The sequence below is a fragment of the Streptomyces sp. 8K308 genome, from assembly GCF_004348315.1.
GTDB lineage: Bacteria > Actinomycetota > Actinomycetes > Streptomycetales > Streptomycetaceae > Streptomyces.
Map to the genome: position 1 here is coordinate 1 of NZ_SMKC01000080.1, position 23,270 is coordinate 23,270.

Genomic DNA, 23,270 nt, shown 5'->3' on the forward strand with positions numbered 1-23,270 from the left:
GAACCTCGCCGTGAGACGCCTAGCGCGCAGCGGTCCGCATCTCGAACCACACCGACTTCCCCCACGGCAGCAGGTCCACGCCCCAGCGGTCGGCCAACGTGTCGACGAGGAAGAGGCCACGCCCCGTGACGACGTCCATCTCGCGGACCGGCAGCAGGCAGGGCAGCGCCCGGGACGGGTCCCTGACCTCGACGCGGATCCAGCCGCGGCGGCGGCGGATCCGCAGGCCGAAGGCGGGCGCGCCGGCGTGCTGGACCGCGTTGCCGACGAGTTCGGAGACCAGCAGCACCGCGTTCTCCGTGAGCTCGGCCGGCAGCAGCCAGCGGGTGCCGAACTGTTCGCGCGTCAGTCTCCTGGCGAGCCCGGCGGACTCGGGGCGGGACGGGAGCCGCACCTCCCGGATCGACGGATCGGCGCCGATGGGTTCGAGAGCCGCATCGGTCAGTTGCTCCTCGGGCATGAGGTCCCGCATGGGGGTGTCCGCCGCTGCTGCCATGCCCCCCATCATGGCGTGCATATGCCCCGAGCGTGGGCAGTTCCGTGGGAAGTGCCCCCCGGGGGTGAGCGGGGCCTGACCGGGCCGGCCGCCGCCGCGCTCAGTCGCGGGGCCAGAACCTGGCCTTGCCCGGGCCTTCCTCGACGAAGCTCCGCATGCCGTACTCCCGGTCCCGGGTCGCGAACAGGCCGGCGAACCATGAGCGCTCTATGGTGAGGCCCGTGTCGATGTCGGTCTCGAGGCCGCCGTCCACCGACTCCTTGGCGGCCCGCAGAGCCATCGCGGGGCCGGTGGCGAGCCGCGCGGCCCAGGCGTGCGCCTCGTCGAACACCTGGTCGGCCGGTAGCACCCGGTCCACCAGGCCGATCGTGTGTGCCTCGTCCGCCGCCACCTGACGGCCGGTGAAGATCAGGTCCTTGGCCCTCGACGGGCCGACGAGACGGGCCAGCCGCTGCGTGCCGCCGGCGCCCGGGATGAGGCCGAGGAGGATCTCCGGCTGGCCGAGCCTCGCGTCCTCGGCCGCGTACCGCACGTCGGCGCAGAGCGCCAACTCGCAGCCGCCGCCCAGCGCGTAGCCGGTGATCGCGGCGATCACCGGCTTGGGCACCCGGGCGATGGCGGTGAAGGCGTCCTGGAGGCCACGGGAGCGGGCCACCATCGCCTCGTGGTCCATCGCCCGCATCTCCTTGATGTCGGCCCCGGCCGCGAACGCCCGGTCGCTGCCGCGGAGCACCACGGCGCGCACGTCGTCCCGGCCGGTGACCTCGCCGGCCAGCTCGCGCAGCCGGTCCTGGGTGGCGATGTCCAGCGCGTTGAGCGGCGGACGGTCGAGTCGGATGGTGCCGACGCCGTCCGCCACCTCCAGATGAACGGTCATGCGCGCCAGGCTAGTCAGCCGGGGTCACACGCCCCAGTCCTCCCACGGCATGTTCCACCCGTTGAGGCCGTTGTCGGGGGCGATGACGTCGTCGTTGGAGTTGACGACCTCGACGACGTCTCCCACGATCGAGTTGGCGAAGAACCAGGCGGCGGGGGTGTCGGGGTCGCCGGCGCCCCGGACGTCGCGCAGGCCGATGCAGCCGTGGCTGGCGTTCTCGTTGCCGAAGACGTCGCCGCCCCAGTAGTTGCCGTGGATGAAGGTGCCCGAGGTGGAAAGCCGCATGGCGTGCGGCACGTCCGGGATGTCGTACTCGCCGCCGTAGCCGACGGTGTCGCCGTTCATCCGGGTCTCGACCAGCTGCTCCGTGATGACCATGCGGCCGTTCCAGGTCTCGTAGCCCGGGGCGCCGGTGGTGACCGGGATGGTGCGGATGGACTCGCCGTCCCTGACCACGTCCATGGTGAGGGTGTCCACGTCGACCGTGCTGACCTGGCTGCGGCCGATGGTGAAGCCGAAGTCCTCGCGGGCCGTGCCGTAGACGCCGGGCGCGCCCTCCACGCCGCGGATCCGCAGGCGCACGTCGACCTGGGTGCCCGGCTCCCAGTACTCCTCGGGACGGAAGTCGATCCGCTGGTCGCCGAACCAGTGCCCCCTGACCTCGACCGGCGGCTCGGTCACGATCTGGATCGCGTCCCGCACCTCGTCGGTGTTCTCGATCGGCGTGTCGAAGGTGAGCGAGAGCTCCATGCCGACGCCGACCTCGGCGCCGTCGGTGATGTTCCAGTTGCTGGTGAAGGTGGCCCCGGCCGCCAGCGTGGTGAAGCTGGTGGTCCTGGTGGCCTCGGTGCCGGCCGCGTTCTCGCCGACCACGGCGACGGTGTACTCGGTGTCGTTGGCGAGGTGTTCGGTCGGCTCCCAGCCGGTCGCGTCCTCGGTGAGCTCGCCCGCCACCTCGGTGCCCTCGGGGTCGGTGACCAGGACCTCCGTCAGGGTGCCGTCCTCGGCGGCCACCCGCAGCTCGCCCGAGGTGGGCACGTCTGTCGCGCCGTCATCGGGCGTGATGGAGATGGACACTTCGGACGCCTCGGTCGGCCCGTCGTCCGGATCGGTCCCACGGTCCTGGCCGCCGCCCCCGCTGCACGCCGTCACCGTCAGCAGCAGCGCCCCCAGCAGCGCCGCCGTCGCCCTTGAGACCCGTCTTCTCGCACGCCGCGTTCTCAATTGTTTCGCTCTCTCCCTCGCGCGCGAAACCCCGCGCGCCTCCCCACTGTTTGATCAGGTAATCACACTGGTGCGGATGGGGAGCCCCGCCTTCTGTCACCGTTCCGCTGCAGTTCGGCCTGGTCGCTGCGGCCGGCCGCCCGGTCAACCATGGCAAAATGCGCTTCCCGGGCATTTGGGGCGGAATATCGACGGGAGGGCCGCCGTGCGCCACGCACCCCAGGCCGGGCCGGCCGACGTCTGGCCCGGCCGGCCCGAGCCGCTCGGCGCCCGGTTCGGCCCGGGACCAGGCGCGGTGGAGGGCACCAACTTCGCGCTGTGGGCGGGCGGCGCCGACGCCGTCGAGCTCTGCCTCTTCGACGACGCGGGACACGAGACCCGACACCCGCTCCCCGAGCTGACCCACGAGATCTGGCACGGCTTCCTCCCCGGCGTCCGCCCGGGACAGCGCTACGGCTACCGGGTGCACGGCCGCTGGGACCCGGCCACCGGCGCCCGCTGGAACCCGGCGAAGCTGCTGCTCGACCCCTACGCCAGGGCCGTCGACGGCGAGTTCGACACCACGCCGGCCGAGGTGCACGGCCACACCCGCGACCACCCGGTTGCCGAACTCGCCGACACCGTGCGCGACGGCCGCGACTCGGCGCCGTTCGTCCCCAAAGGCGTGGTGGTGGCCGACGCCAGGTCGCCGGCCGCGCCGCGCCCGCGCACCGACTGGGCCGACTCCGTCATCTACGAGCTCCACGTGCGCGGGTTCACCATGCGCCACCCCGGCGTCCCGCCAGAACTCCGCGGCAGCTACGCGGGGCTCGGGCACCCCGCGGCCGTCGAGCACCTCACCCGACTCGGCGTCACCGCCGTCGAACTGCTGCCCGTCCACCAGTTCGCGCACGACGCGCGCTTCGTGCGCCGCGGCCTACGCAACTACTGGGGCTACGACTCCGTCGGCTACTTCGCCCCGCACGCCGGCTACAGCGCCTCCGGCACCCGCGGCGAACAGATCGGCGAGTTCCGCGCCATGGTCGACGCGCTGCACGAGGCCGGCATCGAGGTCATCCTCGACGTCGTCTACAACCACACGGCCGAGGGCGGCGAGCGCGGCCCCACCCTCTCGCTGCGCGGCATCGACAACGCCGGCTACTACCGGCTCGCCACGAACCCGCGCCACTACGCCGACTACACCGGCTGCGGCAACACCCTGCATGTCGTCCAGCCCCAGGTGCTGCGACTGATCACCGACTCGCTGCGCTACTGGGTCCAGGAGATGGGCGTCGACGGCTTCCGCTTCGACCTGGCCGCCGCCCTGGCCCGCGCCATGCACGACGTCGACATGCTCTCGCCGTTCCTCGCCGTGATCGCCCAGGACCCGGTGCTGCGGCGGGTCAAGCTCATCGCCGAGCCGTGGGACGTCGGCAGCGGCGGATACCAGGTCGGCGCCTTCCCGCCGCTGTGGACCGAGTGGAACGACCGCTACCGCGACACCGTCCGCGACTTCTGGCGCGGCGCGCTGCCCGAGCTCGGCGACCTCGGCTACCGGCTCTCCGGATCCAGCGACCTCTACGCCAGCAGCGGCCGCCGCCCCTACGCCTCCGTCAACTTCGTGACCGCGCACGACGGGTTCACCCTGCGCGACCTCGTCTCCCACGAGCGCAAGCACAACGAGGCCAACGGCGAGGACAACCGCGACGGCAGCGACGACAACCGCTCCTGGAACTGCGGGGTCGAGGGCCCCACCGACGACCCCGCCGTCGCCGCGCTGCGCCGCAGGCAGCAGCGGAACCTGCTCACCACGTTGCTGCTGTCCACCGGCGTGCCGATGCTGCTGGCCGGCGACGAGTTCGGCCGCACCCAGGCCGGCAACAACAACGCCTACTGCCAGGACAACGAACTCAGCTGGCTCGACTGGTCGTTGGCCGATGACCCCGAGTGGCGGCCGCTGCTCGACCTCACCCGGCGGCTGATCAGGCTGCGCCACGACCACCCCGTGCTGCGCCGCCGCGCCTTCTTCTCCGGCCGCCCGCACGGTCCGGCCGGACTGCGCGACCTCTGTTGGTTCACGGCCGACGGGCGCGAGATGACCGAGGCAGACTGGAGCGCGCCGAGCACCACGTTGGGCATGTTCCTGTCCGGCCGGGACATCCCCGGGCGCGACCCGGCCGGCGGGCCGATCGTCGACGACAGCTTCCTGCTGCTGCTGCACGCCGGGGCCGAGCCGCTCGACTTCCCGCTGCCCGGGCCGCCCTGGGCCTCCGCCTACCGGCTGCTGGTCGACACCGCGCGCGAGGACCAGGACCTGCCGCCCCACACCACGCACCCCGGCGGCGGCACGCTCCGACTCCAGGACCGCTCCGCGCTGTTGCTGCGGGCCGAGTGACGTCCCGGAAGTATTGCAGGACCGACACAAAGCCGCCCGTGGCGCGTGCGGTGTCAGTGGCAGTGCGTAGTGTGCTGTTCAGCCGCCGACGCCGGCGGCCGGGCACCGGAGAAGGGGAAAAGCCAGTCATGGGTCTCAACTTGTCGAAGGGGCAGGCCATCAGCCTGCAGAAGCAGGACGGCGGCTCGCTGAGCGCCGTGCGGATGGGCCTCGGCTGGCAGGCGGCGCCCCGGCGCGGGCTCTTCAGGTCCCGGAGCCAGGAGATCGACCTGGACGCCTCGGCGGTGCTCTTCGCCGACAAGCAGCCCGTCGACGTGGTCTTCTTCCAGCACCTGGTCAGCGACGACGGCTCCGTGCGGCACACCGGCGACAACCTGGTGGGCGGCGCCGGGCAGGGCGGGGACGACGAGGCGATCCTCGTCGACCTGCCGCGGGTGCCGGTCCACATCGACACCATCGTCTTCACGGTCAACTCCTTCACCGGCCAGTCCTTCGCCGAGGTGGAGAACGCGTTCTGCCGCCTGGTCGACGAGACCAACGGCCAGGAGCTCGCCCGCTACACGCTGACCGGCGGCGGCCCCTACACCGCGCAGGTCATGGCCAAGGTGAGCCGCCAGGGCGGGGGCTGGCAGATGACCGCCATCGGCGAGGCGGCCAACGGCCGCACCTTCCAGGACCTGATGCCCGCGCTGGTGCCGTACCTGTAGTTCGGGCCGGCGCCACCGATACCATCCGGGGCCCGGCCGGTCGGGCCGGGCACAGCAGACAGCGGCGAACACACAGCGCGAGCAAGGAAACGACAGGGGGCGCGGCGATGGCGGCCGAGCTGATCCGCGGGCAGAACCATCCACTGACCGACACCCGACTCGAGGTCCGGGTGTCGGCCGGACAGCCGGTCGTGGCCGGGGTGACGCTCAACGACGACCAGGGGCGGATGCGGGACACGGCGTGGATAGCGCATCCGGCCTCGCCCCGGCTGCCGGGGATCGAGGTGTCCCGGCAGGCCGCGGCGGACCACCGGCTCGCGGTCGACCTGGACGCGCTGCCCGAGGCCGTGCACCGGGCCAACGTGCTGCTCGCCCTGCCGGCGGGGGTGGGCGGCCCGGCCAGCTTCGGCGCGGTGGCCGCGCCCACCATCGCCGTCACCGGCCTGGACGGCACCGAGATCGTCCGCTACACGGTCACCGACCTCGCCACCGAGTCGGCCATCGTCGCGGTCGAGCTGTACCGGCGCGGCGGCGGCTGGAAGGTGCGCGCCATGGGCCAGGGGTACGCGGGCGGGCTCGCGGCCATGCTGGAGGACCAGGGCCTGCCGCAGGCGCGGCAGTTGGCCACCACCATCAACGAGGCGGTGGCCAGCATGGCCCGCTCGGTCGCCACGCCCCCGCCGGCGCCGGCCCCCACCCAGGCACCGGCCGCCACCGGTTCGTCGCCCGGCCGGCCGGACCAGCCGGTCGCCGGGGACGCGGCCGGGCACACCATGGAGGAGCGGCTCTACAACCAGGTCTGGGGCATGTTCGAGGACCTGGCGAGAACGACGGCCGCCTACCGCAGCGCGGTCGACTTCGCCGACTCCCGGATGGAGCGCGAGCTCGACCAGGTGCTGTCTGATCCCAGCACCCGGGTCGGCCCGGCCGCCGACGCGGCCCGCGTCCAGGCCCGCGCCAAGCACGGTCAGCTGGTCGACCAGGCGCGCGCCGCGTTCGAGCGGGACGTGGCGCAGTTGGTCGCCGAGTCCGAGGTCGTCGAGCCGGCGCTGCCGCTCGCCTTCGCCCGCTGGGACAACCCGGTCTGGCAGGCGTACCAGGTGCCGGGCGAGACGCCGATGGCGCTGCGGCTCGGCGACCTGAGCCTGCCGGAGCGCGCCGACCTGCGGATCCCGATGCTGGTGCGGCTGCCGCTCCAGCGGGGCCTGTGGGTCGACGCCGGGCGGCGCGTCGCCGCCTCGCCCGAGGCCGCGGCGGTGGACGCGGACGGCATGCGGCGGCTGGCCGCCGAGACGGCCACGGCCGTGGTGGCCAGGCTGCTCGCGGTCCACCCGGTCGGCGCGTTCAACGTGCAGGTGATCGACCCGGCGGGCAGCGCGGCCGGCGCGCTGGCGCCGCTGCTGAGCACCGGCGCGCTGCGCGAGAAGCCGGCCCTGGGCCACGCGGGGGTCAGCACCGTCCTCGACCGGCTCACCCAGCGCGTCGACCTGATCCAGATGGCCGTCCGCAGCGGCGCCGTCGACTCGCTGCCACCCGACCTCGACCCGGCGGAACAGCTGCTCCTCGTCCACGACTTCCCGCACGGCTTCGACGACCGGGCCGTTACCCAGCTGCGCTACCTGGCGGACGAGGGACCCTCGATAGGGGTCAACCTGATCATGGTCGCCGACCGCGAGGACGCCCGGGCCTACGGCCCGGTGCTCGACCCGCTGTGGCGCTCCCTGCTGCGGATCACCCCGGTGCCCGACGACCATCTCGCCGACCCCTGGGTGGGCCACTCCTGGACCTACGAGCCGCCCCTGGCGCCCGGCGGCAGCCGGGTGGTCTCCCAGGTCCTCGAGCACCTGGCCGTCGCCCGCCAGCGCTCGGCGCGGTGACCGAGGGGCGCGGCCGGTGCCGGTGGGCCCCCGACCCCGGTTCTCAGGGGGCCATGACCGGGTGGACGCTGCCGGCGGCGGCCAGCGCCCGGTGCAGGGCGAGCTCCGCGGTGGCCGCCTCGGTGAGCAGGATGCCGGTGCAGCCGCGCTGGTCGTCGAGGTAGCGCACCCGGTCGCCGGGGGAGAGGGTGGGGTACCACTCAGGGGCCCCGGGGAAGGTGGGCAGGGTGTCGAGGCCGGTCCAGCCGGTGAGGGTGCCGGCGCTCGCGGGGTAGACGAGGACGAAGCCGGTGGCCGGGCCCGCGTCGCGCTCCGCGTCGAGCAGCGCGGGGCGGCGGCCGAGGGTGGTGTCGATCAGGGCGTGGTAGACGTTGGTGGCCAGGCGGCGGCAGAGGGCCTCGCCGACCAGCGCGCCGCCGATCCGCCGGTTGATCTCGACGAGTTCCGGACCCTGTTCGGTGAGCACGAACTCGACGTGCGCGAAGCCCGCCTCGTGCCCGACGGCGGCGAGCAGCCGGCCGAGCCACTCCTCGATCGAGGCCGCCTCAGGACCTGGCAGGGCCACCGGGAAGGCGGCGGCCTCCTCGCGCACGGCCGGCTCGGGCGACACCAGGCGGCTGCACACGCCCAGCAGCCTGGTGTGGCCCGACCAGCTGAGGGTCTCGGCGCTGTAGAGCGGCCCGGCCGCCAGCGGTTCGGCGAACAGGCCGCCGCGCAGCGGGGTGCCGGCGGCGGCGGTCAGCGCGGCGCGCAGCGCGGCCTCGTCGCGCACCAGCCACACGCCGCGCGACGAGGTGCCCGCGGTGTCCTTGAGCACGGCGGGCAGCCCGATCGTGTCCAGCACGGTCGCGGCGTCGGCCGCCGGGTCACCGCCGGTCAGTGTCCTGGCCGGCAACCGGCTGAGGCCGCGGTCGTGCAGCAGGGCGCGGACCGCCGCCTTGTCGCGGAGCAGCCGGACGGTGGCGGGGGCGGGGCCCGGCAGCCCGAACTCGGCGGCGAGGTCGGCGGCGACGATGCCGAAGGTGTCGGTGGAGTTGATCAACCCGGCCAGGTCGGGGATCCGGGCCAGCGCGGCGGCGCCGGCGGCCGGGTCGAGGGTGTCCACGTCGACGACGTCGAGGGCGTCGGGCCGGAGTTGGGCCAGCTCGTGGCGGTAGACGGCGCGGTCCGAGGTCAGCAGGGCGAGCCGGTGCCCGGCGTCGGCCGCCGCCGCCACGATGCGGCCGAGGCCGAAGGAGAGTAGTTCGAGCGCGGCGATGGTCATGGCACGTCCTCCAGGACGGTGGCGTGGGGCACGTGGCGGGCCCGCTCCGGGGCTTCGGCGCCGCGCCAGGCCATCACCGACCAGGGGGGCACGAGGTCGGCGAGCCGGGTGACGCGGCGCGGCCGGAGCGCGCGGGCGTCCGGCATCTCGCGGTGCCGGGCGAATGCCCGCTCCACGTAGCGGTGTCCGGTGTCGGGGCCGATCACCAGGTGGGTGCGCTCCGGCTGGTGGGCCGCCTCCCAGCCGGCGGCCAGGTAGGCGGCGCCGGTGGACAGGCCGGCGAAGACCGCGTGGTCGCGCAGCAGCCCGACGGCGCCCGCCGTGGCGTGCCGGAAGTCGATCCAGTGCAGGCTGTCATAGAGCCGGTGGCGCACGTTGCCGAACGGGATGGCGCTGCCGATGCCGGCGATGATCGCCTCGGGGTCGCCGATGTGGTCGCTGCCGAAGGTGACGCTGCCGAACGGCTGGAGCCCGACCAGTCGGACGTCGAGGCCGCGCCGGCGCAGCGGCAGCACGAGGCCCGCGGTCGAGGCGCCGGTGCCGACCGCGCCGACCACGGTCAGCGCCTGCCCGGGCAGCGCGGCGGCGACCAGGTCGGCGAACTCCTGGTAGCCGGCGTAGTGGACGGGGTCGTGGTACTGCCGCATCCAGTGCGTGCCTGGCCGCTCGGCGAGTATCTCGCGGACCCGCCGCACCCGCCGTTCCTGGTCGAGGCGGAGGTCCTGGGAGGGCGGCATCTGGTCGACGGTGGCGCCCAGGATCTCCAGTTGGACGCGCATGGTGGCGTCCACGGTGGTGGAGGCGACGATGTGGCAGCGCAGCCCGTACCGGTGGCAGGCCAGGGCGAGGGCGAGCGCGTAGATGCCGCTCGAGCTGTCGATCACGGTCCCGCCGGGGCGGATCGTGCCGCGCTCCAGCAGGGTGCGGACGGCGCCGAGCGCCGCGTAGACCTTCAGCGTCTCGAAGCGGGCCAGCAGGGTGTTGGGGGTGAGGCGGACCAGGTCGGGGGCCTTGAGGGCGTCGCTGATGTGGTCGTGGACCCGTGCGCCCATGGCGGTCACCGGGCGGCGGCGCGGGTGCCGCGCACCACGAGCCGCCCCGCGTGCTGGTCGTAGGGGGTGGCGTCGAAGCCGCCGTAGCAGGCGACGTCGACGAAGCCGGCCGCCTCGAACAGCGCGCACAGCTCGACCCCGCTGTAGAGCCAGCAACTGATCGACGCCTCGCGCGCCGTGCCGTCCCTGACCAGGGTCCAGTCGGTGCGCAGCCGGCGCCAGCCGTCCAGGACGGTGTCGCGCTGGACGACGTAGCCGCTGTCCTCCAACTCCACCAGCTGCGGGCGGCCGATCCAGCCGGCAAGCACCTCCTTGCCGAGCACGTCGACGATCAGCTGCCCGCCGGGCACCAGCGAGTCGTGCGCGTTGCGCAGCACCCGAGCGTTGTCCGCCGGGTCCTCGAAGTAGCCGAAGGAGGTGAAGACGTTGAGCACCACGTCGAAGGATTCCGGTTCGCGGAAGGCGAGCATGTCCGCGCGTATCAGCCGGGGAGTGGGAACGCCGGCCTGGGCGCACGCCGTTTCCGCGCGGTTCAGCATGGTCGGGCTCAGATCGACCCCGGTGACCTGGTAACCGCAGCGCGCGAGCGGTACCAGAAACAGCCCGGGGCCGCAGCACAGATCGAGCACCCGGGATCCCTCGGGAAACTCGAGGAGCGGGGCGCCGGCCACCAGACGTGCCGCCTCATCGGCCCTTCGGGCCGAGAACATCGTGCTGGAGAAGTCCGACCATAAAGTCTCGTCCTCGTACCACCGCATTCGCGGGCACCTCTGTTTCGGGAGAGAGTGAAGGACTTTCATGCCGCGCGGAACGGTAGTCCAAGGACGGTGCGTCGACAAGGGAATGGAAAGGGAAAAGGAGAAGCGGAAAGGGCGGGAACTCGGGAGCTATTTCGGCCGACTAAAGGGAGGGGCTTTTCGCTCGCCGGGGCCGCCGCCGGTTCCGCGTTCTCGTGGGGTACTTGAGCAGTCGGTCGTGGTCGGCGGCGGGTTCCCGGCGGTGCCGCACCGGATGCCGGAGCGGCCCCGGGCCGCCGCTCACAGGCGTGAGCGGTGGCCCGCGTAGTCGCCCCAGGTGGAGGGCCCGTTCATCAGCTGGTGCCAGGTGGGCCACGTGGCGCCCGTGTGCTGGCGCACCAGTTCGCCCGGCACGGTGAACGGCGGCGCCTTGTGCGGCTTGGCGAGTGCCTGGCCGACGATCGCGTCGTAGAGCACGGCCGCCGCGTGCAGCCTGGGCAGCCTCGCGTGCACGGCGTCGGCGTAGTCGGCCGGCAGCAGCGGCGGGTCCTCGTCGCCCAGGTCGACGCCGGCGCCGAGGGTGACCAGAGCGATCTCGGGGCGCTTGCGCAGCGCCACCTCCGCGTTCAGGTGCAGCGCGATCGCGTCCCAGACGATCTCGACCCGGTCCTGCGCCACGCCCTCCTCGGTCAGGAAGCGGGCGGCCAGGTCGGCGCCGTCCAGGGTGAACAGTTGGTCGCCATCACCCTCGGCGCTGAGTCCGGCGTCGTGCCACAGGCAGCCGAGGAAGAGCAGTTCGTCGTCGTAGTCGCGCCCGGGCAGCAGCCCCTGGCGCTCACCGACCGCGCGCCCGTAGAGGTAGGCGCGCAGGCTGTGGTTGAGGAGCGCCGGTTCCAGCAGGCCCTCGACGCGGCGGAGGGCCTTCCCCGCGAGCTCGGTCTCGGGGAAGGGCGGCGTGTTCTGGTCGGCCATGGTGTCGTCAGTTCCTTTCCGTGGCGTCTGGTTTGGCGCCTGGTTCGGCCCGCTCGATCCGTCGCAGGGCGAGCAGCCCGCCGACGCCTGGGATGACGGCGCGCCAGCGGGCGGCGGGGGAGGTGGTGGCATGCCAGGTGACCGCGATGGTCATCAGGTAGGCGGTGCCGTGCAGTGGGCCGGCCAACGAGGAGACGGCCGCCGCGTGCACGGTGGCGAGGTTGAGCAGCAGGAGCACGAGGGAGGCGGCCTCGACGGCGGCCGCGGGGCGCAGGGCTCTCATCGGGTTCAGGCTCCGGTCGTCGATCCGGGGCGCACGATCATCAGGACCACGACGATCGCCCAGAGCAGGTTGAAGACTCCGGTCAGCATGGCGAGCCGGGCGGCGGCGCCGGGGACGACCTCGCCACCGGCCGCGGCGAGCACCCGCGCCTGGCCGGGCAGGATCGCCAGCGCGAGGACGGCCGCGGCGATCGCGGTCAGCACGATCGAGACGATCAGCCAGGCGTCGGTCAGCACGCCGAGTTGGGCTCCGGTGGCGAGCCCGAAGACCGGGACGGCGATGCCGAAAAGCGCGTATCCCCGGCATATCCGGTGCAGCAGCGCGGCGCCCGCGCCCGGCTCCGGCTGCCGTGCGTGGCGCGGAAAGATCGAGGCGGCCACGGCGACCGGACCGATGGCCAGGATCGCCGCGAGGACGTGAAGGGACAACAGCAGCTTGGCCATCGGGTGGCTCCCCCAAGCGAGAGGCTGAATATGTTGGCTGCCAATGCATAGTACGGCAACGCGTCCGCGCTTCGTGATCGCCCACCCGTCTCGGGGAGGTCCCCGAGGGCGAAGTGCGGGACGAGCCGGGGACTTACCGGATCGCGACGCGTCACGGGCCGGGCCGATCCTGGGAAGGGCCCCGGAGCGTCCGGGGCGAGGGGAGGGACCCACATGGCCGCGGACCCCCGCGCCTGGACGCCGGCCGCCCACGCCGCCACCCACGTCGACCTGTTCGCGCTCGCCGGGATCGCCACGGTTCTCGTCACCCGGGCCTTCCTGGCCCAGGCCGGCTACCCCAAGCTGGGCGGGGACGGCGGCAGCCTGCACATCGCCCACATGCTGTGGGGCGGGCTGCTGATGGCCGCCGCCGTCCTCCTCACCGTCTGCTTACTCGGGCCCGCGGTCCGGCGCGCCGGGGCGCTCGTGGGCGGCGTCGGCTTCGGGCTCTTCATCGACGAGATCGGCAAGCAGGTCACGGACGAACCCGGCTACTTCTACCAACCGGCCGCCGGCCTCATCTACGTCAGCTTCGCCCTGCTCCTCGTCCTCGCCCGGCTGGTGCGCCGCCGGGCGGCCGACCCGGCGCGGCTCACCGCCGAGCGGCGCACCGCGCACGTCGCCGACCTCGCCCTCGCCGGTGTCACCCGCGGCCTCACCGCCCGGCAAAGGCGATCCGCGCTCGCGCTGCTCGCGGACTCGGAGCGGGACGTCGACCAGGCCCTGGCCGCGCTGCTCTCGGCCGTGCCGGAGCGCGCCCCGGCCGAGCGCCGCCGGGCCCTGGCGGCCGGCACCGTGCGCGCGCTGCGGCGCCTCGCCAGGACGCGTCTCGCCACCGCGCTCGCCGTCGGATGCGTCGTCACCGAGGCAATGCTGCTCACCTGCTGGCTCCTCGCCGACCTCGCCGGCGGTCGGCTGTCCGGCGACCCGCAGGTGGGCGCCAGCGTCGGCATCCTGCTCAGCGCCGCCGCGTCGGCGGCCCTCGGGGTGGCCGGGCTGCTGTGGCTGCGCCGGGACCGGGCGACCGCGCTGCGGCTGTGCTGGCTGGCCCTGCTCACCGACGTACTGGTGGGCCAGGTCTTCAAGTTCACCGTGAACCAGTTCGCCGCCGTCACCGAACTCGCCGTCGACCTGGCGCTGTTGTGGGTGCTGTCCCTCGCCCTCCCGGCGCGGCGTGGGGCGCCCGGGACCGGCTGGCCCCGGGCGCCCCACGGTTCATCCGCCGGGGTGTCAGGGTGACGTCGCGGTGCCGAACTGGTGGAAGGCGTCGAAGACGAGCCGGCCGCTGACGACCTCGATGGTGACGGTGTGGCGGCCGGGCCGCAGCGAGGTCAGGGAGTAGGCGGCGGCCCGCTCCCCGGTCGCCGTGACGGCCAGGTCGTCGGCCACCAGCTCGCCGTCGACGTGGACGTCGACGGTGGCCGAGGTGCCGTCCCCGTCGATCGCGAACCCGCTGCCCCGGAAGGGCACCGTGAGCACGGCCCCGGCCCCGCCGTCGGAGCGCGTGCGGTACAGGTAGGCGTGCCCCGCGGTGACGCTGTGCGTCCACGAGCCGGCCGGCCCGGAGAACTCCACGCGCTCGTCGCCGTTGTCGACGCGTTCGGTGGCGTAGGGGGCGTGTCCCGGGACCGAGGCGACCTCCAGGTTGTCGAACCGGTTCTGGTAGAAGCCACTGGAGATCACCACGCGGCCGGTCACGGTGTCGGCGGCGCGGTCGGTGTACGCGAACACGCGCTCACCGTCGACGTAGCCGACGTACTCGTTCCCGCGCAGGTCGAGCCGGATGGTGTGCGAGGCGGCCGGATTGAAGTCCCGCAGGGTGCCGCCGAGCAGCGTGCCCCGGGCGGCGCCGGTCGGGAAGGCCCTGACGTCGCCGCGCTTCATCAGCCCCCAGGTGCCGTCCGGCTGCACGACGAAGGTGATCCCGTCGTGCACGTTCCCGCCGCTGCCCCGGGAGTTGCGGCCGCCGAGGGCCACGTAGTTCTCGTAGTACGCGTCGGGGTCGTCGTCGACCTTCAGCGCCGGGTCGTAGGAGGTGAGGTCGAACGCGAAGTCCATGCTCACCGAGTAGTTCGCCCAGTGGTCGTCGCCGATCAGAGTGTGGGGGTAGGAGTTGCCGCCGTACCGCCAGAGACCCGGCTTGTTCCAGTAGGGGATGTTCTGCTGGAGGTGGTTGCCGCCGGCAGGACCGTCACCGGTCGTCTCGACCTCGAACGCGCCGCCCATGTCGGTGGCGTAGCGCGGGCTGCCGCCCCGGCGTTCGACGTAGTCGAGGCGTTGGCCCGCCACAGCGGTCTCCGGGTACTCGTCGTACTCGAAGTCGTCGTGGTAGAGCGTGCCGCCGGGCCGGCCCACGTCCAGCACCGTGCGCTCGTACGGCTCCGAGGAGCCCGGCCGGTACTCCGGCACGCCGCGCAGCGTCGTGATCGTGGAGATCGAGTACGGCGCCAGGGTGACGGTGAACGTGCTGCCGCCGTCCCCGTCGGGCCTGGTGGCGACCCGCCCCAGGTTCTGGAACCAGTTCTCGTCGTAGCGCTCGCCCGCGTCCGGGCCCCGGGTCTCGAACCTGGTGAGGCCCCTGGACTGGGCCCGCCCCATGTCCGTGACCGTCACGGTGACCGAGGCCGGGTTTGGCGCGTCGTTGGTCAGGACGGTGGAGAAGTCGGTGCGGCGCGGGTCGGCCAGGGTGAGCCGGCTGACGCCGCTGTCCCCGATGCCGTCGCCGGCGGACCAGCCCGTGCCGTACGAGGCGCCGCCGTCGACGTAGTGCCAGGCCCGGTCGGGTCCCGTCTCGGCGAAGGCCGTGAAGTGCCGCACCATCTGCACCCCGCTGTCCAGCTCGTACCAGCCCGACCACGGGTCGTGCGCGCCGATCAGCTGCTTCGCGCTGTAGGTGCCGTTCTGGTAGAACGCGCTGATCGCGGGCTGGAAGAGGTGGCGGGTCTGGCCGGAGTCGGAGGGGAGCGGTCCCGCGGCGGCGTCGTTCCGGCCGGCGTTGTGGTAGCCGAAGATGACGCGGTTGGCGATGTCGAGCGTGCCCTGGGGCCCGGTGATGCCGCCGTCGCCGGCCAGTTGGACCCGGTTGCGCGACATCGAGGTGGGGGCGATGCCCTCCGAGTACCAGAACTCCTTCGCGTAAACCGTGTTGAGGATGCGGATGGCCCGGTCGGCCTGCGAGGTGTAGTGGATCGAGACGGCGTCGACGCTCGTCAGCAGCGCGGCCGGGTCGAGCGGTCGGCCGTCCGTGCCGGTGGTGGGCTCGTCCGGGTCGCCGATCATGTAGTGGTACGTCGTCGAGTCGCCCTCGGCCGGCGGGTACACGACGCCGTCCGAGCGGGTCCAACCGTCGTACTCCCGGCCCGGGAACACCACCCGGTAGACCTTCTCGCCGGCCAGGTCGCCGACGTAGGCGACGTCGTGCGCGACATTGGTGTAGACGCCGTTCCCGTCGACCGGGTGCTCGGGATCGGCGTCGTCGGCGTCGATCGCGACCGGGCGCTCAAGACGGTCGATCGCGGCGACCTCGTCCTCGTCGAGCACGCGGACCAGGTCGTTGGCGAAGCCGCGGCCCTTGATCTCGTCGGCGCCCACGAACCTGATCCGCGAGGCGTAGTCGTAGCGCGGCGCGCTCGCAGGACGTGAGTCCTCGGCCAGGCGCCGTTCCAGGTAGTCGAGGAAGGGCAGCACGTCGGCGCGGTCGTAGTTCTCGTTCTTGCCGATGCCGATCCAGTCGATCTCCATCCCGAACGCGTCGTGGACGGCGTCGATGGTTCGCTTGTACCAGGTGTAACGGGCCTCGAGGCCCGCCGCCAGGCCGCCCTCGGCGGCCTCCTCGACCCACCGCGGGTCCGCCCAGCGCAGCAGGCTGACCTCGATGTCCGGGTTGATCGACCTGGCGTCGGCGGCGAAGTGCCAGCCGGCGCCGGCCAGCACGTCGGCCTCCTCGTCCGCGGCCCGCATGGAGGCGGGCTCGGTCCCCGACGAGGTGTTGGTGTCCGAGCCGAGTTCGACCTTGACCTCGGTCAGGCCCATGCCGGTCACCGGATGGAAGAGGGTGTTCAGCAACTCCCAGTACTGCTCGGGGTTCTCCTCCTTGTAGTCGAGCAGCAGCCGGGAGGTGTTGTTGCACGAGACCGCCCCGAACCCCCGGAAGAGGTCGGCGGGGTTCCGGTTGATGGCGTCACCGTCGATCGTGAACGCCTGCTCGATCGGCGCGGTTCCTCCGCTGCCGGCGGCGGCGCTGGTGGTGGCGCTGGCGGTGGTCGAGTGGGGCGCGCCGAGCCAGGTCAACAGGAGCACCATCAGCGCTGGGAGTGTTACGGCCGTTCGTCTGAGTCCACGTGGCATCTGCATCGAAGCCTCGATTCCGGTCGTCAACGCAAGCCGGCTCACGCTAAGCCGAGCCGGTCACGCACGTACCGTGTCGGCGAACAACCGATCAGAACCGATCACTTTCGCAAGCGCGTGGCTGTCAGCCCTTCAGCAGGGCGGCGCCGGCCACGGAATGCGAACGCCTGTGTCAGCGGTTGGGTGGGCAGTAGGCTGCGATGGACGCGGGGTGAGGGGGTTCATGTCCGGACGCAGACGGCGGCGTGAGGCGGCGTTGGAGCTGGCCCGGGTGGCGGTCGCGGCGGTGGCGCCGGAGGAGTTGCCGCTGCTGAGGCGAACGCGGCGGCCAGGCCCCGCAGACCCGGCCGGAGCGAGGATGTCGGGCAGTGGTGACGCACTTGTCGATGGTTGTGGGAGGCATGGCGGTTCTTGCCGGGGCAGCAGTGCCATCTGGGCAGGTACGAGGTCACCACCGACCCGTGGGTCAGCGGGCGATGAACGGCTCGGTCAGGTGCGGGGTGGCGAGATAGAGGGTGCTGGCGGCCGGCCGCGGAGCACCTGTTCCCTTGAGGCCCTTGCCTGTTCCGGGTTCATCTCGTGGGCGTAGGCGAGTTCGGGGTGGAGCAGCTGGATCGCGTGCACGAGCAGGTCACCGGTGACGGCGACGAGTTCGCGCCCGGACGCGACAAGCACGCTCTGGTGTCCGGGCGTGTGACCCGGCGTGGCGAGCACCCGCTCGCCGCTGCGCAGCGGGGTGTCGCCGTCGAGCAGCCGTAGCTGATCGGTCTTCCGGAGCGGGTCGATCACAGTGGACCGCAGCTGCGGGTTGACCTCCTCGATCGCGTCGAATTCGGCCTGCTGCAACAGATATCCGGCGTTCGGGAAGAACGGCCGCGTCTGCTCGCCGCCGACGACGGCCCAGCCCACGTGGTCGGTGTGGAGGTGCGTGAGCACCACGGTGTCCACTTCGGATGGTTCGACACCCGCGGCGGCCAGCGAAGCCGGGAGCGCCCCGGGCACGGGCGCCCACGAGGCCGCCGGGCTGTCGGCCGGGCCGATCCCCGCGTCGACCAGCGTCACGCCCTGGTCGCTGCGGATCGCGAACGCGCGGAACTGGAGCCGCCAGCGCCCGTCGGCGTCGAGCGCGCCGGGATCGAACTGGTCGGCCGCCGCCCACTGCTCGGTGGATGCGTCGGGGAACGCCTCCGACCTGGTGGAGAAGAAGGGGCCCGCGCCGTCGGCGAGCGCGATGACGGTGTACGGGCCGACCTGGAGCGAAGGGGCCATCCCACAGATGGTGCCACCCGCGGGCGGCCCACGACCAAGCGGGTTGCCCCGGAGCTCACTCCAGGTCGTGGGCGCCCCGCAGAACTGGCAGACCTCGACCTCGTGCATGGCTCGGGCGTCGGCCGCAGACGGTGCCGTCATCTCTCATCGACACGCAGACGACGAGAGACCACCAACCGCCTCTCCTCCCAGCCCGACCCACATCCAAGCCGCCGTCCGGCAGCGCTGTTCGTCCCCGGTCTCGTCCACCACCAGCACGGCGTTCGTCGTCCGCCGGGTGCTCCACCGCGGAGGCACGGACATCGTCACGGACCGCGTCGGCGTCCCACACGGCCCTGTTCAGCAAGTGCCGCATCCCGTCCGGCCGTGCCTTTCGAGACGCGAGCCCTCCCGCCAACGGGCAGGCTCTACGCTGTGCCCCACGGCCACCGGCTGATCTTCGACCATCCTCGCAACACCGGTGATCAACGGTGCCCGTTCCGCTGCGCACCGTCCCCGGCCAGCCGGGTTACGGGCTACATCAAGGGTATTAGGCTGCTGCGGTGACGACAGAGATCACCGAATACGATCCCTCCTGGCTCATGTCGGCCAAGCAGGCGTGCGGGGAGCTGACCGGGGCGTTGCCTGGTCTGTTCGCGGACATCGAGCATGTGGGCAGTACGTCGGTGCCGGGCCTCGCGGCCAAGCCGGTCATCGACCTGATGGCGTCGGTGGCCACGCTGGACGACCTCACGCCCGAGCGAGAGGCGGTACTCGAACGGCTCGGCTACGCGCGGCAGGAAACCGGCATGCCGCAGCGGCTCTTCTTCTACCGTGACGACGACGCCGGGCGGCGCAGCCACCATCTGCACGTCGTCACTGAGGACACCTGGGACACGCGCAACGAGCGACTGCTGCGCGACCATCTGTTGGCCAACCCGGTCGCTGCCGAAGCCTACGCCGCGCTCAAGCGCCGCTTGGCCGCCGAGGGACACGAGGGCCTGGAGTACACGAAGGGCAAGACGGAACTCATCCAACGCTTCGTCGACCAGGAGCGTGCGGCACGCGGACTGCCCGCCGTGCCTGTTTGGGAGTGAACGAGCAGCGGCCGCCGGCCGGACCCATGTGTTCGCATCGCCTTCACAAGTCGGCCCACGAGCACGGCGTCCGAGCCGACTCGCCGCCGACCCGTATGAAGATCACGATCTACCGTTCAGCACGTGGGTGTGGGCACGCGGGGGAACACGAGCTGCCAGGAGTCCCCGAACTTCCGCCAGGGCGAGCTCGGTGACATGCCAGTACCAGCCGACGTGGCGCCGTACCTCGTACTGGTCCGGGCCGCACTCGTTCTCCGCCGCCTGGAAGCCCCGCTGGCCCAAGTCCTGACACCGCGACCCCCGAAGTTCCGGACCGGGCAGCGTGCACACTCCTGACCGTCAATGTAGGCACCGTGCACGCTCCCCCGCCTTCGCGAGTCTGCCGTACGTTCAATTTTCCGTCCCTCGTCGGAATCAGGCGATATCTCGCGTAAGGAGTCAACGTGAGCATGATGAAGAAGCTGTCCAACGGAATCCCGGCTGCCTGTCTCGCGGCTACGGCGCTGGTCGCCGGCACGATGGCGCTAGCCGCTCCCGCGCACGCCACCGCCCACGACTGTCAGCAGTACCTCAGCAACCGTGGATACTCGCTCACCGCAACCAGGGTCAACGCGTGCGCGACAGGCTCGGGCGGCTCGTGGGTGGATTACGGGTTGTGCCTTGTCCGGCTCACCGATTCCGGAGTCACACAGTCTCACGCCGAGAACGCGTGTGACCTGGCGGACAACTGAGTCCATGACAGGCGCCTCTCACTGTGACGACTCACCTGCCCCCTCAGGGCGAGCCACTCCGGGGGCCGCCGGCACGCGCGGCTGACGGCCCTCTTCCCGGTCCAAACACCCTGCTCCCCACCGAGGGGCAGGGTGTTCGCCTTCCCGTCCCGTTCCGGCAGCGGCGTTGTAGGCGTGCCCCGAAACGGAGCGAACCCCCTTCATGAGCGATACCCAGCCCACCAGCGCGCCTCCCCGCACGGCACCACGGCACCCGCGATCGTCCGGTCCCAAGCCCACCGAGCAGCCACCACCCCCTGGACCATCCACCCCGGCGCGGCCCCCAGCGGCTGCCGCAGGTCGTTCAAGCGCTGCGTCTCCGCTGGTCAGTCGCCCACCGCTCAGGGACTTTCCACGGTGCGGGGCAGGAAGGGCCGGACAGCGGTGAAGGAGTCATTCCCGCAGGTCGGAGATGCTGCGGTCAGCACTCCACCACGTTGACCGCGAGCCCGCCACGGGCCGTCTCCTTGTACTTGACGCTCATGTCGGCGCCGGTCTGCTTCATCGTGCGGATGGCCTTGTCGAGGGAGACGTGGTGGCGGCCGTCGCCGCGCAGGGCCATGCGGGCGGCGGTGATGGCCTTGACGGCGGCCATGCCGTTGCGCTCGATGCAGGGGATCTGCACCAGGCCGCCCACGGGGTCGCAGGTGAGGCCGAGGTTGTGTTCGATGCCGATCTCGGCCGCGTTCTCCACCTGCTCGGGGGTGCCGCCCAGCACCTCGGTCAACGCGGCGGCCGCCATCGAGCAGGCGGAGCCGACCTCGCCCTGGCAGCCGACCTCGGCGCCGGAGATGGATGCGTTCTCCTTGAACAGCATGCCCACCGCGCCGGCCGCCAGCAGGAAGCGGACGACGCCCTCCTCGTCGGCGCCCGGCACGAACTCCGTGTAGTACGTCAGCACCGCCGGGATGATGCCGGCCGCGCCGTTGGTGGGGGCGGTCACCACCCGGCCGCCGGCCGCGTTCTCCTCGTTGACCGCCATCGCGTAGAGCGTCACCCACTCGAGCGCGGCGTCCGCCGGGTTGCCCTCGGCCCGCAGTCGGCGGGCCGAGGTGGCGGCCCGGCGGCGGACCCTGAGGCCGCCGGGGAGTATCCCCTCGCGTTCCAGGCCGCGCGCCACGCAGGCCCGCATCACCGCCCAGATCCGCAGCAGTTCGGCCCGCACCTCGGCCTCGCTCCGCCAGGCGGTCTCGTTGCGCAGCATCAGCGCGGAGACCGAGAGCCCGGTCTCCCTGGTCAGCCGCAGCAGCTCGTCGCCGGTGCGGAAGGGGTGCGGAAGCCGGGTGTCGTCGAGCCGGATCCGGTCGGCGCCGATCGCCTCCTCGTCGACGACGAAGCCGCCGCCGACCGAGTAGTAGGTCCTGGTGAGCAGCGGCTCGCCGGCGGCGTCCGCGGCGGCGAGCCGCATGCCGTTGGCGTGGTAGGGCAGCGTCTCGCGCCGGTGCAGTACCAGGTCGGACTCGGCGTCGAACGCGATCGGGTGGGCGTCGCCGATCTCCGCGGCCAGCAGCCGCAGCCGGCCGGTGGCCCGGATCCTGGTCACCTCCTCGTCGGCGCGGTCCACGTCCACCGTGTCGGGGGCGTGGCCCTCAAGGCCGAGCAGCACGGCCTTCGGCGTGCCGTGGCCGTGCCCGGTGGCGCCGAGCGAGCCGAAGAGATCGGCCCGCACGGCGGCCGTGTGCGCCAGCAGCCCCTCGTTCTTCAGCCGCCGGGCGAACATCCGCGCGGCCCGCATCGGGCCGACGGTGTGCGAGCTCGACGGGCCGATGCCGACGGAGAACAGGTCGAAGACGGAGAGGGCCATGGCCTGGGTCCCGGTCGTCGGTCAGCCGTTGGTGAGGGCGTCGTACTCGGCGGCCGACATCAGCCCGGCCGGCTCGGCCGACTCGTCGATCCTGACCCTGAACAGCCAACCGCCCTCGAAGGGGGCCGTGTTCACGAGCGCCGGGTCGTCGACGACGGCCTGGTTGGTCTCGGTGATCTCGCCGCTGACGGGGGAGTACAGCTCGCTGACCGACTTGGTCGACTCCAGCTCGCCGCAGGACTCGCCGGCGGTGACGGTCTCCCCGACGGCCGGCAGCTGGACGAACACCACGTCGCCGAGCGCGTCGGCCGCGTACCTGGTGATGCCGACCGTCGCCACGCCGTCCTCGGCGGCCGAAAGCCACTCGTGCTCCTGGCTGTAACGGAGCTGCTCAGGGTTGTCGCTCATGAGGGGATTCTCCCGGTTCAGGGTGTTCTGTTGCTTGTGGTGGCTCGTGGTTACTTCTGGCGCCGGTAGAACGGCAGCGCCACGACCTCGTACGGCTCGTGCGTGCCGCGGACGTCGACGGCGACGCCGGCGGTGCCCGGGGCGGCGTGCGCCGCGTCGACGTACGCCATGGCGATGGGCCTGCCCAGCGTCGGCGAGGGGGCGCCCGAGGTGACCTCGCCGATCACCGTGCCGTCCGCCGCCACCACCGGGTAGCCGGCGCGCGGCACCCGCCGTCCCTCGGCGACCAGGCCGACCAGGACGCGCGGCGGCCGCCGCTCGGCCCGCTCGGCCGCGGCGGCCAGCGCCTCGCGGCCGACGAAGCCGCCGGGCTTGCCGAGCTTGACCACCCGGCCGAGTCCCGCGTCGAACGGGGTGGTGTCGCTGGTCAGTTCGTGGCCGTAGAGCGGCATGCCGGCCTCCAGGCGCAGCGTGTCGCGGCAGGCGAGGCCGCAGGGCACCAGGCCGTCAGGCGCGCCCGCCTCGGTCAGGGCCCGCCACAGCTCCTCGGCGTTCTCGGGGGCGCAGAACAGCTCGAAGCCGTCCTCGCCGGTGTAGCCGGTGCGGGCGATCATCGCCGGCCGGCCGGCGACCGTGCCCGGCAGGCCGGCGTAGTAGCGCAGCGATCCCAGGTCGGCGTCGGTAAGCCGGCCCAGGACCGCCGGGGAGGCGGGACCCTGGACGGCGATCAGCGCGTACCGCTCGCGGTCGTCGCGCGGCGCGGCGTCGAAGCCGGCCGACCGCTCGGTGAGCGCGGCCAGCACCCGGTCGGTGTTGGCCGCGTTGGCCACCACCAGGAACTCCCGCTCGCCGAGGCGGTAGACGATCAGGTCGTCGAGGATGCCGCCGCGCTCGTCGCAGATCATGGTGTAGCGGGCCCGGCCGACCGCCAGCGCCGACGGCTCGCCGACCAGCGCGTGGTCGAGCAGCGCGCCCGCCTCGGGGCCGGTCACGGTGATCTCACCCATGTGCGAGAGGTCGAAGAGGCCGGCCGCGGTGCGCACCGCCTGGTGTTCGGCACGCTCGCTGCCGTAGCGCAGCGGCATCCGCCAGCCGGCGAAGTCGGTCATGACCGCGCCGAGCGCGGTGTGCACGGAGTCGAGCGGGGTGGTGCGGGACATGGGCGTGGGCTCCAGGTGCTCCGGGGGCGGCGGGCCGGCGCGCGGCGGACAGCCGGCTGGCGTGGCCCTCCCCATCTGTCATCGGCACCTG

At 72.7% G+C, this 23,270-nt stretch carries 19 protein-coding genes and 2 pseudogenes; 6 read left to right on the forward strand and 15 right to left on the reverse strand.

Translation table 11 applies throughout. The features are described 5' to 3' along the window. Positions 1 to 19: 19 nt before the first annotated feature. The 3 genes from E1265_RS14320 to E1265_RS14330 all read right to left on the reverse strand — a co-directional run bounded on the left by E1265_RS14320 (position 20) and on the right by E1265_RS14330 (position 2,597). Positions 20 to 472, reverse strand: coding sequence for an ATP-binding protein (locus E1265_RS14320; protein WP_243740781.1), 453 nt, complete (start codon positions 470 to 472; stop codon positions 20 to 22). A gap of 124 nt (positions 473 to 596) precedes the next feature. Continuing rightward, positions 597 to 1,373, reverse strand: coding sequence for an enoyl-CoA hydratase-related protein (locus tag E1265_RS14325; RefSeq protein WP_132930688.1), 777 nt, complete (start codon positions 1,371 to 1,373; stop codon positions 597 to 599). 24 nt (positions 1,374 to 1,397) lie between these two features. Beyond that, positions 1,398 to 2,597, reverse strand: a complete 1,200-nt coding sequence (locus E1265_RS14330) for an Ig-like domain-containing protein (protein WP_132930689.1) — start codon at positions 2,595 to 2,597, stop codon at positions 1,398 to 1,400. A gap of 76 nt (positions 2,598 to 2,673) precedes the next feature. Between E1265_RS14330 and glgX the strand changes: the two genes are divergently transcribed. The 3 genes from glgX (at position 2,674) to E1265_RS14345 (ending at position 7,555) form a co-directional block, all read left to right on the forward strand. Beyond that, the gene (gene glgX / locus E1265_RS14335) at positions 2,674 to 4,971 is read left to right on the forward strand and encodes a glycogen debranching protein GlgX (RefSeq protein ID WP_132930690.1); all 2,298 of its coding nucleotides are present in this window, start codon (positions 2,674 to 2,676) and stop codon (positions 4,969 to 4,971) included. 128 nt (positions 4,972 to 5,099) lie between these two features. Next, positions 5,100 to 5,678, forward strand: a complete 579-nt coding sequence (locus E1265_RS14340; RefSeq protein ID WP_132930691.1) for a TerD family protein — start codon at positions 5,100 to 5,102, stop codon at positions 5,676 to 5,678. A gap of 107 nt (positions 5,679 to 5,785) precedes the next feature. Next, a complete protein-coding gene (locus E1265_RS14345) occupies positions 5,786 to 7,555 on the forward strand; it encodes a TerD family protein (RefSeq protein WP_132930692.1) in 1,770 nt (589 codons plus the stop codon). Positions 7,556 to 7,598: 43 nt separating this feature from the next. Here the strand turns inward: E1265_RS14345 and E1265_RS14350 are convergent, their stop codons facing one another. The 6 genes from E1265_RS14350 to E1265_RS14375 form a co-directional block, all read right to left on the reverse strand. Next, a complete protein-coding gene (locus tag E1265_RS14350; protein WP_132930693.1) occupies positions 7,599 to 8,819 on the reverse strand; it encodes an ATP-grasp domain-containing protein in 1,221 nt (406 codons plus the stop codon). Beyond that, entirely contained in the window at positions 8,816 to 9,871 is a 1,056-nt protein-coding gene (locus E1265_RS14355) for a pyridoxal-phosphate dependent enzyme (protein WP_132930694.1), read from the reverse strand. Before E1265_RS14355 ends, E1265_RS14350 begins: the two co-directional genes overlap by 4 nt. 5 nt (positions 9,872 to 9,876) lie before the next feature. After that, the gene (locus tag E1265_RS14360; RefSeq protein ID WP_132930695.1) at positions 9,877 to 10,629 is read right to left on the reverse strand and encodes a class I SAM-dependent methyltransferase; all 753 of its coding nucleotides are present in this window, start codon (positions 10,627 to 10,629) and stop codon (positions 9,877 to 9,879) included. Positions 10,630 to 10,908: 279 nt separating this feature from the next. Further along, positions 10,909 to 11,580, reverse strand: coding sequence for an HD domain-containing protein (locus tag E1265_RS14365; protein ID WP_132930696.1), 672 nt, complete (start codon positions 11,578 to 11,580; stop codon positions 10,909 to 10,911). A gap of 7 nt (positions 11,581 to 11,587) precedes the next feature. Next, positions 11,588 to 11,863 (reverse strand): hypothetical protein, encoded by a 276-nt coding sequence (locus E1265_RS14370; RefSeq protein WP_132930697.1) that lies wholly within the window; start codon positions 11,861 to 11,863, stop codon positions 11,588 to 11,590. 5 nt (positions 11,864 to 11,868) lie between these two features. Further along, entirely contained in the window at positions 11,869 to 12,306 is a 438-nt protein-coding gene (locus E1265_RS14375; protein WP_132930698.1) for a DUF2269 family protein, read from the reverse strand. A gap of 213 nt (positions 12,307 to 12,519) precedes the next feature. Between E1265_RS14375 and E1265_RS14380 the strand changes: the two genes are divergently transcribed. Then, positions 12,520 to 13,584, forward strand: coding sequence for a hypothetical protein (locus E1265_RS14380; protein WP_132930699.1), 1,065 nt, complete (start codon positions 12,520 to 12,522; stop codon positions 13,582 to 13,584). Here E1265_RS14380 and E1265_RS37020 read toward each other — a convergent pair. The 3 genes and pseudogenes from E1265_RS37020 to E1265_RS39015 form a co-directional block, all read right to left on the reverse strand. Then, positions 13,576 to 16,647 carry a hypothetical protein gene (locus tag E1265_RS37020; RefSeq protein WP_165953749.1) on the reverse strand — a complete coding sequence of 1,024 codons (3,072 nt, stop codon included), beginning with the start codon at positions 16,645 to 16,647 and terminating at the stop codon, positions 13,576 to 13,578. The genes E1265_RS14380 and E1265_RS37020 overlap by 9 nt on opposite strands. Positions 16,648 to 17,158: 511 nt before the next feature. Continuing rightward, positions 17,159 to 17,961 (reverse strand): annotated as a pseudogene (locus tag E1265_RS14390) (MBL fold metallo-hydrolase). Between the two features lie 234 nt (positions 17,962 to 18,195). After that, positions 18,196 to 18,325, reverse strand: a pseudogene (locus E1265_RS39015) (IS701 family transposase); the annotation flags it as partial. Positions 18,326 to 18,503: 178 nt separating this feature from the next. Between E1265_RS39015 and E1265_RS14400 the strand changes: the two are divergent. Beyond that, the gene (locus E1265_RS14400; protein ID WP_243740780.1) at positions 18,504 to 19,037 is read left to right on the forward strand and encodes a GrpB family protein; all 534 of its coding nucleotides are present in this window, start codon (positions 18,504 to 18,506) and stop codon (positions 19,035 to 19,037) included. Positions 19,038 to 19,480: 443 nt separating this feature from the next. Continuing rightward, positions 19,481 to 19,768, forward strand: coding sequence for a hypothetical protein (locus E1265_RS14410; protein WP_132930700.1), 288 nt, complete (start codon positions 19,481 to 19,483; stop codon positions 19,766 to 19,768). A 460-nt stretch (positions 19,769 to 20,228) separates the two neighbouring features. On the opposite strand, the gene E1265_RS14415 is transcribed toward E1265_RS14410, so the two are convergent. The 3 genes from E1265_RS14415 to gcvT are packed head-to-tail and all read right to left on the reverse strand — an operon-like array spanning position 20,229 to position 23,194. Then, positions 20,229 to 21,611 (reverse strand): L-serine ammonia-lyase, encoded by a 1,383-nt coding sequence (locus E1265_RS14415; protein WP_132930701.1) that lies wholly within the window; start codon positions 21,609 to 21,611, stop codon positions 20,229 to 20,231. Positions 21,612 to 21,632: 21 nt separating this feature from the next. Further along, the gene (gcvH, locus tag E1265_RS14420) at positions 21,633 to 22,019 is read right to left on the reverse strand and encodes a glycine cleavage system protein GcvH (RefSeq protein WP_132930702.1); all 387 of its coding nucleotides are present in this window, start codon (positions 22,017 to 22,019) and stop codon (positions 21,633 to 21,635) included. Positions 22,020 to 22,069: 50 nt separating this feature from the next. Then, on the reverse strand, positions 22,070 to 23,194 hold the full coding sequence (gene gcvT, locus E1265_RS14425) for a glycine cleavage system aminomethyltransferase GcvT (RefSeq protein ID WP_243740782.1): 1,125 nt from the start codon (positions 23,192 to 23,194) through the stop codon (positions 22,070 to 22,072). Positions 23,195 to 23,270 lie beyond the last annotated feature (76 nt).